The organism is Fictibacillus terranigra, from assembly GCF_030412265.1.
Classification (GTDB): Bacteria; Bacillota; Bacilli; order Bacillales; family Fictibacillaceae; genus Fictibacillus_C; species Fictibacillus_C terrinigri.
Genome location: NZ_JAUHLN010000006.1, coordinates 170,736 through 185,343 on the forward strand (window position 1 = coordinate 170,736; position 14,608 = coordinate 185,343).

The following is a 14,608-nucleotide window of genomic DNA, read 5'->3' on the forward strand; positions in this document are numbered from 1 at the left end:
AAAATTAATTATATTATAAATCCTTTTCCTTTTAAAGGTCTCTTACCGTTTTTGCCATTGGGACAGCGCGCTGTTCCTTTGGCTCACTGCCGTACAGGCATCATCCATCATTTTCTGTATCAGCTCACTTGCACTCGGCAAGTCGCGAATGAGTCCTGCAATCTGCCCGCTGTTGATGAAGCCTCGATCAAAATCCCCCTTTACAGCACCAGCAATGTGCTGGTCTTCCGTCGTCAATGCATTAAATTCTTCGAGCGTAATGCCCTTTGACTCCCGCGATAGCAGCTTCTCGGCATAAGGTGCTTTCATCAATCTCCGGATTCTGCCCACCGACCGGCCAACGACGACTGTGCCTCGGTCATCTGCGTGAATGAGCGCTTCTTTATACCGATGATGGAAAGGCGCCTCCTTAACCGCTATGAATCTCGTTCCGAGCTGCACGCCGTCTGCCCCGAGCATCATCGCGGCAGCGATACCTCTTCCATCCCCAATGCCTCCAGCTGCAATCAGTGGAACCTTAATCGCGTCGGCTACCTGCGGAATGAGCGTCATTGTGGTCGTTTCAAATGGAGAATTCAAACCTGCTGCCTCATACCCTTCTGCCACGATAAGGTCGGCTCCTGCGTCTTCTGCCTTTTTTGCATGATAGACGGAAGCGGCCACACAGATCACTTTGATGCCGTGTTCCTTCAGCTTCGGAATATAAGGAGCCGGATTGCCCGCTGATAAGGCTACGGCCGGCACGCAATGCTTCATGATCAGCTGAAAAATTTCTTTTACATTTGAAGCCACAGTGAGTGGGACATTGACAGCGAACGGCTTCGATGTTTTCGAAACCGTCTCAACGATCATCGCTTCCACTTCTTCAGGAAGCATTGTTCCCACCCCAATCGTTCCAAGTCCACCTGCGTTCGAGATAGCTGCCGTCAGCTGTGCGTTGCTGACATTTCCCATCCCTCCTTGGATAATGGGAAATTGGATGCCTAAAATTTTGCATACAGGGTTCATTTTGTTACTCCTTTCTACGAATCTGTTATACTTTTAATAACCATAGTCAAAACAACAGGGAGGATCTATTCTATGAATTACACATTTAACGGAAAAGAGCCGCAAGTTGATGAAAGCGCTTTTATAGCGCCTGGCGTACATATCATTGGCGATGTCAAAATCGGTAAAGAATCCAGCATCTGGTTTAACAGCGTCCTTCGCGCGGATGAAGGGCCGATCACGATCGGGGACCGGTGCAATGTCCAGGATAACTGTACACTGCATCTATACGAACAGTATCCTCTCGTTCTTGAGGATGAAGTTTCAATCGGCCACAATGTGATCCTTCATGGATGTACGGTCAGAAAAGGGGCGCTGATCGGCATGGGAGCGACAATCCTCGATGGCGCTGAGATCGGTGAACAAGCCTTTATAGGTGCTAACGCCCTTATTCCTCCCGGAAAAAAGATTCCGCCCCGTACGATGGTGATGGGTGCTCCGGGGCAGGTCATCCGGGAGTTGAACGCCAAGGACCTTGAGATTATCCGCATAACGATTGAAACGTATCAGCAAAAAGGACAGATGTTAAAGAAGGAGCTAAAATAAAGGTGAAAAAAGCACTTTCCCGCTCAGGATGAAAGTGCTTTTGTTTACAAATCTACAGTTCCTGGATGAGCGGATGGTTCATGGCGTTGTAGGATTTGTCTCTTTTCAGTTCATTGCCTTCTTGATAGATCTCTTCAAAAAACCGGCTGGAAGGTCCGGCGAGAGTTCTGTAATAGTCTCCAAATAAGGATGCCGCATAATCACCGAGCCAGTCTGATGGAAGGAGTTCCTGAGGAAGCCCGGGATCAACAAACAGGAACTTGCGGTATTCATGCACCAGCTTAGTCCGTTCCACAAAACACTCGCCATCTGTCATCTCGCCTTTTTCGATCTTATTCTTATCAATCACATACTTTTGGGAGTACGTTTTGATGAACTCATCATATTTTTGATTGGTTTCTGCCAGATCCCAGCACTCTTTAACAAGCTGAGCGTTTTCATGCGGCCCTTCGTATTTCGCCGTGAAAAAGTGAACAAAATCCTGAATCTCGTATTTCTCCATCATCTGCTTGATCTGCTCCTTCTGGTTGTTGGGAGAGATCCAGAAGCTGTTGGCCAAAAGACCGAACCCGCTCCATACCAATTCTTTTCTTAGTTCGTCCCTGATGCTTCTCTTTTCTTCCGGAATAGTATACGTAAACATGTACCATGTACCATCCCACTTCTCAGGCTGAAGCTTGAATATCCGTTTGGCTGCCTCATCCATTCGCCTGGCTCCGCGCGGAGTCAAGTAATAGAAACTCTTATTCCCCTGCTTTCGCGACACGATCCAGCCCTGTTTGTTCATACGGGAAATGGCTGCCCTTACCGCCTGTTCGTTGTGGCCGAACTCCTCCAGTAAACGGATTAGGCTTCCAATCCATATTTCATTGCCGTAATGGCGTATGTAATCTCCATACAGCGTAAAAATCATTGAACGCGTGTTTAAACTGTTTTGCATGACTGTCCCTCATTTGCTTACTGTCAATTTTGATGACTCTTATCCTACCAAAACAGCTTGAGCAGAACAAGCCCTACTCCCCTTTAAAAACAGGAGCCCTTTTTTCACTGAAGGCTTCCAGCGCCTCCACTCTGTCTTTTGTAGGGATGGTCACTTCATAGGCTTTAGCCTCGATCGCAAGCCCTGTCTGCAGGTCCGTTTCCATACCATGCTTGATGGAGTACTTCGCCTGCTGTACAGCGATCGGCCCGTTCTTTAGTATGGCCGCTGCATACTCTTCACAAACCGGTATGAGCGCTTCTCTCGATACCGTTTTATTCAGAATGCCGTATTCCCAGGCTTCATCCGCCCTCAGTTTTTTCGCTGTCAAAATCAGCTCCATCGCTTTCGCCTGCCCAATCAGCCGTGGAAGCCGCTGTGTGCCGCCTGCACCCGGAATAATCGCCCAGCTAAGCTCAGTGAGTCCCATTGAAGCTGAATCAACAGAAACTCTGAGATCGCAAGCAAGTGCCAGCTCAAACCCCCCGCCGAACGCATGGCCGTTAATCGCAGCGATCGTAGGCTGCGGAAGCGCCTCAATACTGGAGAACACATCCCTGATTTTCCGCACGTTGCGCTTAACATCCGCTTCCGGCAGAGTACGCCTCTCTTTAAGGTCCGCCCCTGCACTGAATGCCTTTTCTCCTGCTCCTGTGAAAATGACGACACGGATGCCTTGATCATGATGGATCTCCTCAACGACCTGACCCAACCGCTTCAGTGTGGGGTAGTTAAAACAATTGAGCACTTCCGGACGGTTTAACGTAACGTAAGCAATATGGTTTCTTACCTCAAAAAGTATGGCTTCCGGCATTTCATTCTCCCCTTACTCTATATTTTCAACGACGGCAGCGATGCCCTGGCCTACACCAATACACATCGTCGCGAGCCCATGCTGCACGTTTCTCTTCTTCATCTCATGAATCAGTGATGTAAGAATTCTTGCGCCGCTCGCTCCAAGCGGATGTCCAAAAGCGATGGCCCCTCCGTTCACATTTACTTTTTCAGGATCAAGCTCCAACTGTTTGATGCACTCCAGTGACTGTGAAGCAAAGGCTTCGTTCAACTCGATCAGTCCGAGGTCATCCAGCGTGATGCCGGCCCGCTGCACCGCTTTTCTGCTCGCTTCAATCGGGCCGAGCCCCATCACTGACGGCTCAAGTCCCGCCACAGCAGCAGCCTTATAACGCGCCAGCGGCTTCACACCCAATTCTTTCGCTTTTTCAGCGCTCATCAACAACAGCACTGCTGCACCGTCGTTCACGCCGGAAGCATTTCCTGCAGTAATCGTACCGCCGGCAAACAACGGCTTGAGTTCTGACAATTTTTCAGCCGTTGTACCTGGTCGAGGATGCTCATCCTTGTCAAAAATGCTTTCATTGCCTTTTCTATCTTTTAAGACCACTGGAACGATTTCTTCATTCAAGCGCCCCGATTCAATCGCTTTCTGGGCCCTGTGCTGGCTCTGTGCCGCAAAGCTGTCCTGGGCCTCACGGGAAATATTATAACGCTGCGCCACATTTTCTGCTGTCTGAGGCATGGAATCCGTGCCATATTTTTCGTCAAGGAACGGATTGATGAACCGCCAGCCGATCGTTGTGTCAAACATCTTCATGTCACCGCGCGGAAACTCTGCATCCGGCTTGGCCATGACAAAAGGTGCTCTCGTCATGCTTTCCGTTCCGCCGGCAATGAAGATGTCCCCCTCATTCGCCATGATTGCCCTTGCTCCATAAATAACCGCATCAAGACCAGAACCGCACAATCGATTGATCGTCGTACCGCCGACTTCTACAGGAAGTCCAGCCAGTAATGCAGCCATGCGAGCTACATTCCGATTATCCTCTCCAGCTCCATTTGCGTTTCCAAGTATAACCTCTTCAATGTCTGCGGCTGGTACATTCGGGTTTCTCTTCAACAGCGCCCTAATGGCAATACTCGCAAGATCATCCGGCCGGACATTTTTCAAACCGCCTTTGTATCGGCCGATCGGCGTCCTTACGGCATCGACAATTACCGCTTCTCTCATTTGGTTACGCCGCCCTTCTCCGTCATATAATCATAGACGCCGCGGCCGGTCTTGCGTCCAAGCCTTCCCGCCTTCACATACTTTACCAGCAGCGGGCATGGACGGTATTTTTCTCCCAGGGTCTGATGCAGATAGTTTAAATTGTTCAGTCGTGTATCCAGACCGACCAAATCGCCGAGTTCAAATGGACCCATCGGATAGTTGAGACCAAGTTTGACCGCTTTATCGATTTCTTCCGGAGTACCTACGCCTTCCTGCAGCATATAGAACGCTTCATTTCCGACCATGGCCGAGATGCGGCTCGTCACGAAGCCAGGAAATTCGTTAACAATGACTGTTTCCTTGCCCATCCGCCCGGCTGCCTCTTTAACAGCAGCTGCTGTTTCATCGCTCGTCTCATGTCCTCTGACAATTTCAACAAGCGGCATCTTATGGACCGGGTTAAAGAAATGCATTGCGATAACCTTCTCAGGCCGCTGTGTAAATGAACCAATCTCTGTCGGGCTCATGGTCGATGTGTTGGTCGCCAAATAACAATGGCTTGGCGCCGCTTGATCAAGCTCGGTAAATACCGCTTTTTTGATCTCAAGATTTTCCGGTACGGCTTCAATGATCAGATCCGCACCTCTTGCGGCTTCTGACATATTGCCTGAGTAAAAGAGACGCTGTTTCGCTGCTTCTGCTTCTTCTGCCGTTATCTTTCCTCTGGCAACCCCTTTCGAAAAAATGGATTCTATTTCGGCTTCAGCATTTTTTAAAGCTTTCTCCTGTACGTCCACAAGCTGTACGTGGAAACCGCCTGCCGCTGCACTGTAGGCAATCCCCCTTCCCATTACTCCTGATCCGATAACAACGATGGACTGCATCAATGGTTCTCCTCCTCTGCGTTCCCTGAATGTCGGCAAAAAGCGAGCCTTGCTGCAGCCCGCTTTTATATACGTATAAGCTTATAAAGCCACTTATTGAATCACTTTCCTGTAAAAACGGGCTTTCGTTTCTCCATAAAAGCTGTGACCCCTTCTTTATGATCCACTGTGCCCCCAGCGGTTTTCTGAGCAAGCGCCTCGTATTCCAAAACCTCTGTCAGATCGCTCTCCCAGCTTTTATTCATATAACGTTTGATCAAACCGATCGCCTTCGTCGGCATGTTGGCCAGCCGAACCGCAAACGTCTCCACTTCCTGAACGAACGTTGCATCGGAAACAACCTTAGTAACAAGGCCGAATTCCTTTGCCTGTTCAGCAGTAACCTTCTCACCTAAAACAGCAAGTTCCATCGCCTTGGCATGTCCTACCAGCCTGGGCAGGAAATACAGGTTGCCGGAGTCCGGTACCAGGCCTACATGGATGAATGCTTCAATAAAGCTGGCTTTATCAGAAGCCACCCTGAAATCACATGCAAGTGCCAGGCTCATTCCGGCACCTGCCGCCACTCCGTTTACAGCTGCGATGACCGGCTTCTCAATGGAAACAAGTGCCTGCACCATTGGATTATAGCCTTGGCGGAGAACTTCACCGTAATCCGGGTTTTCACTTCCCCCAAGGTCCTGTCCGGAGCAGAACGCTCGCCCTGCGCCGGTGATGACGACAGCACGGACTTCTTCATCTTTGCCAGCCATTTTTAAAGCGGAAAGCATCTCTTTGTGCATCACACTTGTGAACGCATTGAGCTTTTCAGGCCTGTTCAGTGTAATCCATGCCACTCCGGCTCTTGTTTCGTACATGATCGTTTCAAACATCGGTATCCCTCCTTATTTGCCTTTGAAATTAGCCCGCCGTTTCTCAGCAAAAGCTTTCATGCCTTCTTTTTGGTCTTCAGATGAAAACAGCAGGTAGAAGTTTTTCCTTTCAAACTGCATGCCGTCAAGAACCGAATCATCAACCGCTTTGTAGACCGTCTCTTTAATCAATCTTAAGGAGAGCGGCGCTTTTGAGGCGATGGTTCGTGCGAATTTCACAGCTTCTTCCAACACGAGTTCAGGAGCTACTACCCTATTGATCACCCCGTGCTGATGTGCTTCCTTCGCAGACATCGGTTCACCGAGCCACAGCCATTCCAGAGCCTTCTTCTGACCCATAAGCTTGGTCAGCTTCACAGTTCCTCCTGCGCCAGGCATCACGCCAAGCTTGATTTCCGGAAAACCGAACTGCGCTTTTTCGGATGCGAAAAGGATGTCACAGCACAGGGCAAGCTCAAATCCGCCACCGAAACAATATCCGCTTACTGCGCCGATGATCGGTTTTTTAATGGTGTGCAGCTGATCCCAGTCCTTAAACTGGTTAAGCAGTTCAAGCGTGATGGCGTCGTCATTCATCATCTCATCGATATCAGCCCCGGCCGCAAATGCACGGTTGTTTCCGGTAAGAACGATGGCTTTCACTCGGCCATCACGGTCAAATTGCTCAAAAGCAGACAGAAGCTCAGATACCATACTTCGGTTTATGGCATTCAGCACTTTAGGGCGGTTGAGCTCAATCAGTGCAATGCCGTCTTCTTCAACTTTTGCCGTTATCGTTGTAAATTTACTCATTCACTTCCTCACCGATCATCAAAGTGACAAGCTCACCGGCAAAGGACATCAAATCTTTTCCGGAAGCTTTTCCTTCAGCGGATTTCATGCCTGCTTTCAACGACTCATGATCGTCATAGTACATTTCACAGAGCAAGTAATATTTGCTTTCTCCCATCGGTGAACCTACAATCTTTGTGACCTCCATTTTGCGAAGCCCTGGAATCTTTTTCGTTACTTCTGTATGTGTGCCGAAATAATGGTCATCAAAACTTTCCTTGTTCTCCGGAGTTTTATAAAGTGCGATCAATTTTACCATCAGTATCTTCCTTTCGACTGTTTATTTGGTGGTTCGACGTATTGAGGCAGCATTAAACCTTTTCTATAAAACTGTCTTTTTCACCTTTTTCTTTCAGTTCATATCGGCTACTGGCTTCATCGCCTCGAATGGATTTTTGCAAGACTTGCAATACAGGATGCTGCGGCAGGCGGTCGGCCCAAATATATTTTCCATGGTTACATAGGCTGATCCGCAGTAAGGACAATCGATGCTCCAAGGTTCCCCCATCACATGGTCTGCCGGGGGAGGAGCGATTCCAAACTCTTTTAATCTCTTTTTTCCTTCATCAGTAATCCTGTCCGTCGTCCAGGCTGGTTTATACACAAACTTCACTACCACATTTTTCACACCTTCTACCGCACTGGCAGCCCGTTTGATATCCCTTTCAATGATCGGAAGGGCCGGACAGCCGACAAACGTAGGCAGCGCCTTAATAAGTACAGAGCCTTCGCTTTCCTCAATGTCTTCAATCATTCCAAGGTCCAATATACTGACTGAATCCATCTCGGGGTCTTTCACCTCTTTTAGCGCTAATAACACTTTATCCTTGAGATTCATAGGCTGTGTGACCATGCTGTCTCTCCTTTCCGGTCCCGCCTTTCTGTTACCAGCCGGATGCCGGGTTGGTCGCATAAACTTCGGATAGAGTGGCCAAAGCTTCCGCAAGATCCGGAGTATGCTCGCCTTTACGGCCGTTCCCGCTCTCGATCGCCGGTTCTCCGGCAAGCTCGATTCCGGTTTCCTTAAACACCTTCTCGATCCTGTTCAGCCAGCGTTTTTTCAGCAGTGGTTCATCTTCAATCAATCCGGCTTTTACAAATTCTCCATAGGAAGGACCGAGGGTCAGGACCCCGCCAAATTCCTTCCATACTTTATCCACGGCAATGAGCATGCGCTGCCTCGCATCATCTGTGCTCGTTACCAGCTGTTTAAACCAAATTTCCCAGTGCATCAAGTGGTAATATTGCTCCATCATGATCTTCTTTGCTGCATTTGCCAGTGGTTCATATGAAGAAACCCTCAGTGACTCCAGACGAACTTGTTTATGGATCGCATAAAAGTAATTTCTTACTACAGCAAATGCCCAGTCATAGTCCGGTTTATCAAGATAGGTTCCTCTTCCGTTCACCATTTCGAGAAGGATGGCATTGCGGAATTCCTCCGGCTTTCTAAGATGTGCAATGCGGTCCGCATCCCCTTCCCCAAGATCCTCGAGGAGATGATAGTACATAGAAGCATGCCCCATCATGTCCTGGTTGATGGAAGAAAAAGCCACGTCTTCTTCGATATGCGGGGCGAGCCCGAGCCATTCCGATCCTCTGTACGCGAGGATAAAATCATCATCTGCCAGCTGATAGATCAGTTCTTTCAGTTCTGTTCTTTCCTGTTGATGCATTGATTCAGTGTTCATCGGCTCTCTTCCCTTCCGCCCATGATGTGCTTTTCTGTAAACTGCTCCTGGTTGTAATCACGCCATTTTTTCTTCAGGTAGCCGTATCCTTTGGTTTCCCTATAATCTTTATCGAGCTTCTTGAGCATCTCCCTCTCTCCTTGCGATAATCCGCGGATGTTCTCCCGTTTGACGACCCAGATATCAGCCACTGGCTCCCTGCGAAAAAAATTTTCCTTTGCCATGACAAGAGCCATATCAGCGTTCGGCGCCAGAAGGCTGAACTGATGCTGAAACGGAGCTTTTTCCGTCTTCTTGCTGAAAACTTCATACACGTTGTAGAATTGATTTCCGTTTTCGCCCATGATTTATCCACTCTCCTCCGCTCTAGATCGCCTTTTGGGCAGCCAGTGCATCACGCACCCATCCATTGCTATCGTAGGACCGCCTTCTCAAATCCAAACGATCCTGTGAACGAGGGCCGTTTCCGGAAACGATCTGCTTAAATTCCTTCCAATCCACGTCCTCATACACCCACATCCTTGTTTCCTCGTCAAAATGTATCGTTTCATCCGGAATGGTGAGCCCGAGCGCCCAGATTCGCGGAATATATTTGGTGAAGAACTCCTGGCGAAGATCCTCATTGGTTTTCGTCCGGATTTTATACATAATGTTTTTGTCTGCATTAGAGTTGCCGGTTTCCTTTGCAGATTTTGGTCCAAAGAACATGATCAGTGATTTCCACCATCGGTTCAGGGAATCCTGCAGCAATGCACGCTGTTCAGGTGTGCCTTCAGCAAGAGCGAGAATAATGCTCTCTCCGTGCTGTGCATGGAAAACTTCCTCAGCGCAGATGCGTTTTAATGCTCTGGCGTATGGGCCGTAGGATGAGTCAAGCATCATGCTTTGTGAAATGATGGCAGCCCCATCCACGAGCCAAGCGATCATTCCTGCATCCCCCCACGTCGGAGCTTCCATGTGAAAAACATTATGGAATTTCAGCCGGCCGGAGAACAGGTCCTGCATGATGTCTTCTCTTGTTTTCCCGAGCGGGGCCATCAGGTCTTCTGCTACACGAAGCAGCAGCTGTCCGTGCCCCATCTCATCCTGAACTTTTGCCATAATGGCCAATTTACGGTGAAGTGACGGTGCTTTTGGCACCCACTCCTTTTCCGGAAGCGCTCCCATTATTTCCGAAATGCCGTGCATGGAAATGAGTCTGATCAAACTTGTTCTATAATCATCCGGCATCCAATCATCGGCTTCAATCTTTTCGCCGCGGTTGATCCGATCCATAAAGTGCTGGTGCTTTTCATCGTTCGTTAACTGTTCAAAGCTAAGACCTGCCTGCACAATTAGCCCCTCCTCATTATATTACGTTTATTTACCGTTATTATAAATTATCGTCATATAAATAACAACCAGCTAAACACCTAATTGAGCGGTTTTATGTCTGATCACACGAACCGCCTTCCCTTCAGACCTTGGAATGGAGCCTGGCGGAAGCAGATGGATCTCGAGATTTACAAGACAGCTGCTTTTAACCGCGTGTTTAACCCGTTCTTTGAGCAGTTCCAATTCCTCATGGTCAAGATTTTGTTCCATGCGTGTGAAACAATCCTCAGTGATTTCAACGTACAGGTGAACATTTTCTTTCAGCCCCTCGGAATGTACATGAAGCTGATAATGAGGTACAAGATCCGCTGCTTTCAGAAGACAATTTTCAATTTCAGAAGGGAAAACATTCACTCCGCGGATAATGAGCATATCATCAATCCGGCCTTTAACCCGAGACATCCGGACGGATGTACGCCCACATGCGCATTTCTCTGTTTGAAGAGAAGCAATATCACCGGTTCGATATCTAATGACCGGAAAAGCTTCCTTCGTTAAACTTGTAAACACCAGTTCTCCCGTTTCTCCTTCAGCAACCGGTTCAAGGGTTTCAGGATCGATCACCTCCACAAGAAAATGGTCATCCATAATGTGCAGTCCATCCTGTGCTTCATGGCACTCCATAGCTACACCTGGCCCCATTACTTCACTTAGCCCATAGATGTCCATCGCTTTGATATTCAGCTTATCCTCTAGCGCCGCACGCATTTCCTCTGACCATGGCTCAGCTCCAAAGATGCCGTATTTTAATGAAGTCGATCGGGGATCTTTCCCCATTTTCTCCATTCTTTCTGCGATGGTGAGAATATAGGACGGAGTACCGCATATCACTTCCGGCTCAAAATCTTCAATGAGTAAGATTTGGCGTTCTGTGTTGCCGCCGGAAACCGGCACCGTCACCATCCCAAGCCGTTCAGAACCGAAATGAAGGCCAAGCCCTCCGGTAAACAGTCCGTATCCGTAGGCGTTATGAAGAAATTTGCCCGGCTCTCCTCCTCCGATCGCGATACACCTTGCCACCATTTCGCTCCAGTTTTCAATATCCTTAGCGGTATAACCAACAACAGTAGGCTTGCCGCTCGTCCCCGAAGAAGCGTGAACGCGCGTAAGCTCTTTTGTCTCCACAGCAAAAAGGCCAAAGGGGTAATGATCCCTAAGATCCTTTTTTACGGTGAACGGCAATTTTTTTATGTCCTCCAGTGAATGAATCTCCTCGGGTGATATCCCTTTCTCTGCAAATGTTTTTCGGTAAAAAGGAACCCTTTCATATACCTTTTCAATCGTTTTCTTTAGTCCTGATAATTGAAGTTCCTGCTTTTCCTCTCGTTCCATGCATTCCATTTCCCGATTAAAAATCAACTTCATTCACCTCTTTTTTAGTATGAAAGCCCTTTCATTTTCAGCCGTTCAGTATGACGTTTTATTTTCGTTTAAATTATATATGTAATACTATTTACTAAATCTTATCGTTTTACAACTTTTCTGTCAAATGGAGCATGGGCAAAAAAAAGACAGCTGTGGCTTATGCCAAAGCTGTCTTTAAGCTGACTCGCACAGCAATTTATTCAATAGAGCAAGTCCAAAAATTCTTCTCTCGTTACATTTCCGAAATAATGACGCATGTCTGCGTCCTCCAGCGCTTTTTCGAGCTCTCCTCTGTCATAGCGGGTCCCTATGAGCCGTTGTTCAATGTCACTTACATCGCCTACCCCAAAGAAATCACCGTAAATTTTACATTCGCGAATGATGCCTTTTTCGATCTGAAGCTTTACATCCACTGATCCTCCAGCAAAACGGTTGGACAGCTCCACATTGGATTTTGGAGAGTTGCCATAGTTCCAATCCCAATTGCGGTACCTTTCTTCAGATATCTTATTGATTTGTTCCCAGTCTGCCTCGGTCAGTTCATAGCGCGGGATTTCCTCAAATTCTTCGAACAAATAGGAAAGAAGGATCTGCTTGAATTCCTCCATCGTCATCTCTTTATTCATATGCTCTTTAATGTTGGTAACCCGGCTGCGAATCGATTTGATGCCTTTTGATTGAATCTTGTCCAATTTTACATTAAGTGCAGACACAACATTTTCAATTTCAGAATCAAACATCAGTGTACCATGGCTAAACATTCTGCCTCTGGTCGTAAACATCGCATTTCCTGAAATCTTCTTCCCATCGACGAGAATATCGTTCCTTCCGCTAAGCTCCGCATGGACACCAAGCTTGTTGAGCGCCTTGATGACAGGGTCCGTAAACCTTTTAAAATCATGAAAAGAATTGCCGTCATCTTTCGTAATAAAACTGAAGTTCAAGTTGCCGGTATCATGATATACCGCTCCCCCACCGGAAAGACGGCGGACGACATGGATGCCGTGCTCACGCACATAATCGGCATTGATCTCTTCTACTGTGTTCTGGTTCTTCCCAATGATGATGGAAGGCTCATTAATATAAAATAAAAGATACGTTTCGTTAATATCCAGGTTTTTTAAAGCGTATTCCTCAATGGCAAGGTTTATCCTTGGATCCGTAATATTACGGTTATCAATAAACAGCATCGCTTATTCTCCTTCACTGCTCTGTTAGAAATAATTTCTCCTTTTTCGTTATACAACTCTTTTAGAAGAATAGCAAGCTGCCAGTCTTCTCAACACATAACAAATAATGGAAAATAGTTACTCTCCCCACGTCCATCCGGTACGCGCGGTTTCCACTTTACCCGAGTACCTTTCTGCCGCTTGCCCGATGAGCTGTCTATGCTCGCCGAAATGCGGCAGATGTGTGAGCAGGAGATGAGGAATTTCCGCTTGGGCTGCAATGTTTGCCGCATCATGAGAGTTCATATGCCCCGGTCCGCTTCCATCCTGATCGCTGTAAAAATTGCATTCTGAAATGAGCAGATCTGCATCTTTACTGAAGTGAACAAAGTCAGAAAGATAAGCAGAATCTGCTGTATAGACGAAGGTTTTGCTTCCATCTGTGATTCTCATCGCATAACATGGCGCAGGGTGCTTTGTCGCCATAAAGGAGATGTGAAACGGACCAATCTGCAGCAGCTGTTCCGGAAAATAGGCTTTACCCGACGTTGCGGAGCGATAGGTTAAACTCTGAAACCCTTTTTGGTCCTCTGTGTGACCATAAACGGGCAGTGTTGACACACCCTTTTGTAAAAAGGACTGAACGAGACGGCCATACTGCAGAACACCGATATCGGCCACATGATCATGGTGATAGTGAGACAGGATTACAGCATCCAATTCCTCAACCCCTATATAATTCTGCAAGCCGGACAAAACACCGCTCCCGCAGTCGATCAGCAGATTAAAACCCCCATGCTGGAGAAGATAACCCGAAGTGGCTTCTCCCTTTCCCGGATAACCGCCCCAAAACCCAATTACCGTTAGCTTCACTTGATTCACTTCCTTGTCTGTTTTGTTCTAGTATAACCTTAAAAGGTGCCAGGCACCGCTTTTTGACATCTGTCAAAAACGGGTGCCTGGCACCTAAAAACGAAAAGCTTATCTACTATTCTTTTACGGCTCCGGATGTAAGACCCGAAACAATCCTTCGCTGGAACAGCAGAACCATGATCACGAGCGGAATCGTCACAATAACCGTTGCTGCTGTGATGTCGCCCCAAGGCACGGTGAACTGTCCTTCAAACATCGCAATACCGACCGGAACGGTTTTCAATTTATCATCGGTGTTAATCGTTAAAGCGAACAGGAATTCATTCCATGCCGCAATAAATACGAGAATTGCTGTCGTAAAGATTCCTGGCACAGCCAGCGGCAGGATGACTTTCCAATACGTCTGCATCAAGCTTGCTCCGTCCATCTTTGCTGCTTCTTCCAGATCAAACGGGATCTTGCGGAAGAATGTGACCAGAATCCAGATGGACAGCGGAAGCGTAACCGTTGTGTAAGGAATGATCAGTCCCAAGTAGCTGTTGGTCAACCCGATATTTTTCAATAGAATATAGATCGGTGAGATGGTAGCGATCTGCGGGAACATGGATACCGAAAGCACCAGCCCGAGAATTACCGTTTTCCCTTTAAACTGCAGCCGTGCGATGGCATAGGCAGTAAATGACGCGATTAAAACGGTATATAAGGTTGTAATACCCGAAACAACGAAGCTGTTCCATAAGTATTTAAGAAACGGATAGTTAGTGAATACCGATACATAGTTTTCAAATGTGGGATGGCTTGTAAATGGTGTAAACGCCTTATCCCCAAACAGCTCTGTAATCGGCTTGATCGAACTTACGAGCATCCATAAAAACGGGAACATTACGGCAAATACAAAGATGGCAAGAAAGATATAAAACAACGGTCCTGCTTTTTTATTCACGAATTCTCACTCCTTTTTACAGT

17 protein-coding genes are annotated in these 14,608 nt (G+C 47.4%); 1 reads left to right on the forward strand and 16 read right to left on the reverse strand.

Going from position 1 to position 14,608, the window contains the following annotated elements:
- Positions 1 to 42 precede the first annotated feature (42 nt).
- Positions 43 to 1,008, reverse strand: coding sequence for an NAD(P)H-dependent flavin oxidoreductase (locus tag QYF49_RS22325; protein ID WP_290401804.1), 966 nt, complete (start codon positions 1,006 to 1,008; stop codon positions 43 to 45).
- Between the two features lie 72 nt (positions 1,009 to 1,080).
- Between QYF49_RS22325 and QYF49_RS22330 the strand changes: the two genes are divergently transcribed.
- Entirely contained in the window at positions 1,081 to 1,593 is a 513-nt protein-coding gene (locus QYF49_RS22330; RefSeq protein ID WP_290401805.1) for a gamma carbonic anhydrase family protein, read from the forward strand.
- Positions 1,594 to 1,645: 52 nt separating this feature from the next.
- Here the strand turns inward: QYF49_RS22330 and paaX are convergent, their stop codons facing one another.
- From paaX to QYF49_RS22405, 15 genes are all read right to left on the reverse strand, one after another.
- Positions 1,646 to 2,533 carry a phenylacetic acid degradation operon negative regulatory protein PaaX gene (gene paaX, locus QYF49_RS22335; RefSeq protein ID WP_290401806.1) on the reverse strand — a complete coding sequence of 296 codons (888 nt, stop codon included), beginning with the start codon at positions 2,531 to 2,533 and terminating at the stop codon, positions 1,646 to 1,648.
- Between the two features lie 73 nt (positions 2,534 to 2,606).
- Positions 2,607 to 3,386, reverse strand: coding sequence for an enoyl-CoA hydratase-related protein (locus QYF49_RS22340; RefSeq protein WP_290401807.1), 780 nt, complete (start codon positions 3,384 to 3,386; stop codon positions 2,607 to 2,609).
- Positions 3,387 to 3,398: 12 nt separating this feature from the next.
- A complete protein-coding gene (locus QYF49_RS22345) occupies positions 3,399 to 4,601 on the reverse strand; it encodes a thiolase family protein (protein WP_290401808.1) in 1,203 nt (400 codons plus the stop codon).
- Entirely contained in the window at positions 4,598 to 5,467 is an 870-nt protein-coding gene (locus QYF49_RS22350) for a 3-hydroxyacyl-CoA dehydrogenase (protein WP_425589632.1), read from the reverse strand. The genes QYF49_RS22345 and QYF49_RS22350 overlap by 4 nt, the downstream gene beginning before the upstream one ends.
- A 101-nt stretch (positions 5,468 to 5,568) precedes the next feature.
- On the reverse strand, positions 5,569 to 6,339 hold the full coding sequence (locus QYF49_RS22355) for an enoyl-CoA hydratase-related protein (protein WP_290401810.1): 771 nt from the start codon (positions 6,337 to 6,339) through the stop codon (positions 5,569 to 5,571).
- A 12-nt stretch (positions 6,340 to 6,351) separates the two neighbouring features.
- Positions 6,352 to 7,131 (reverse strand): enoyl-CoA hydratase/isomerase family protein, encoded by a 780-nt coding sequence (locus tag QYF49_RS22360; protein ID WP_290401811.1) that lies wholly within the window; start codon positions 7,129 to 7,131, stop codon positions 6,352 to 6,354.
- Positions 7,124 to 7,429, reverse strand: a complete 306-nt coding sequence (locus QYF49_RS22365; RefSeq protein ID WP_290401812.1) for an EthD family reductase — start codon at positions 7,427 to 7,429, stop codon at positions 7,124 to 7,126. Before QYF49_RS22365 ends, QYF49_RS22360 begins: the two co-directional genes overlap by 8 nt.
- A 93-nt stretch (positions 7,430 to 7,522) precedes the next feature.
- Complete coding sequence (paaD, locus tag QYF49_RS22370) at positions 7,523 to 8,023, reverse strand: 1,2-phenylacetyl-CoA epoxidase subunit PaaD (protein ID WP_290401813.1); 501 nt, start codon at positions 8,021 to 8,023, stop codon at positions 7,523 to 7,525.
- Positions 8,024 to 8,054: 31 nt separating this feature from the next.
- A complete protein-coding gene (gene paaC / locus QYF49_RS22375) occupies positions 8,055 to 8,861 on the reverse strand; it encodes a 1,2-phenylacetyl-CoA epoxidase subunit PaaC (RefSeq protein ID WP_290401814.1) in 807 nt (268 codons plus the stop codon).
- Positions 8,858 to 9,205 carry a 1,2-phenylacetyl-CoA epoxidase subunit PaaB gene (gene paaB / locus QYF49_RS22380; RefSeq protein ID WP_290401815.1) on the reverse strand — a complete coding sequence of 116 codons (348 nt, stop codon included), beginning with the start codon at positions 9,203 to 9,205 and terminating at the stop codon, positions 8,858 to 8,860. The genes paaC and paaB overlap by 4 nt, the downstream gene beginning before the upstream one ends.
- 22 nt (positions 9,206 to 9,227) lie before the next feature.
- Positions 9,228 to 10,136 carry a 1,2-phenylacetyl-CoA epoxidase subunit PaaA gene (paaA, locus tag QYF49_RS22385; RefSeq protein ID WP_425589633.1) on the reverse strand — a complete coding sequence of 303 codons (909 nt, stop codon included), beginning with the start codon at positions 10,134 to 10,136 and terminating at the stop codon, positions 9,228 to 9,230.
- A 129-nt stretch (positions 10,137 to 10,265) separates the two neighbouring features.
- Complete coding sequence (locus tag QYF49_RS22390; RefSeq protein ID WP_290401935.1) at positions 10,266 to 11,591, reverse strand: phenylacetate--CoA ligase family protein; 1,326 nt, start codon at positions 11,589 to 11,591, stop codon at positions 10,266 to 10,268.
- A 209-nt stretch (positions 11,592 to 11,800) separates the two neighbouring features.
- A complete protein-coding gene (lplA, locus tag QYF49_RS22395; protein WP_290401817.1) occupies positions 11,801 to 12,790 on the reverse strand; it encodes a lipoate--protein ligase in 990 nt (329 codons plus the stop codon).
- 117 nt (positions 12,791 to 12,907) lie between these two features.
- Positions 12,908 to 13,642 carry an MBL fold metallo-hydrolase gene (locus tag QYF49_RS22400; RefSeq protein ID WP_290401818.1) on the reverse strand — a complete coding sequence of 245 codons (735 nt, stop codon included), beginning with the start codon at positions 13,640 to 13,642 and terminating at the stop codon, positions 12,908 to 12,910.
- 115 nt (positions 13,643 to 13,757) lie between these two features.
- Positions 13,758 to 14,585 carry a carbohydrate ABC transporter permease gene (locus QYF49_RS22405; protein ID WP_290401819.1) on the reverse strand — a complete coding sequence of 276 codons (828 nt, stop codon included), beginning with the start codon at positions 14,583 to 14,585 and terminating at the stop codon, positions 13,758 to 13,760.
- Between the last annotated feature and the right edge of the window lie 23 nt (positions 14,586 to 14,608).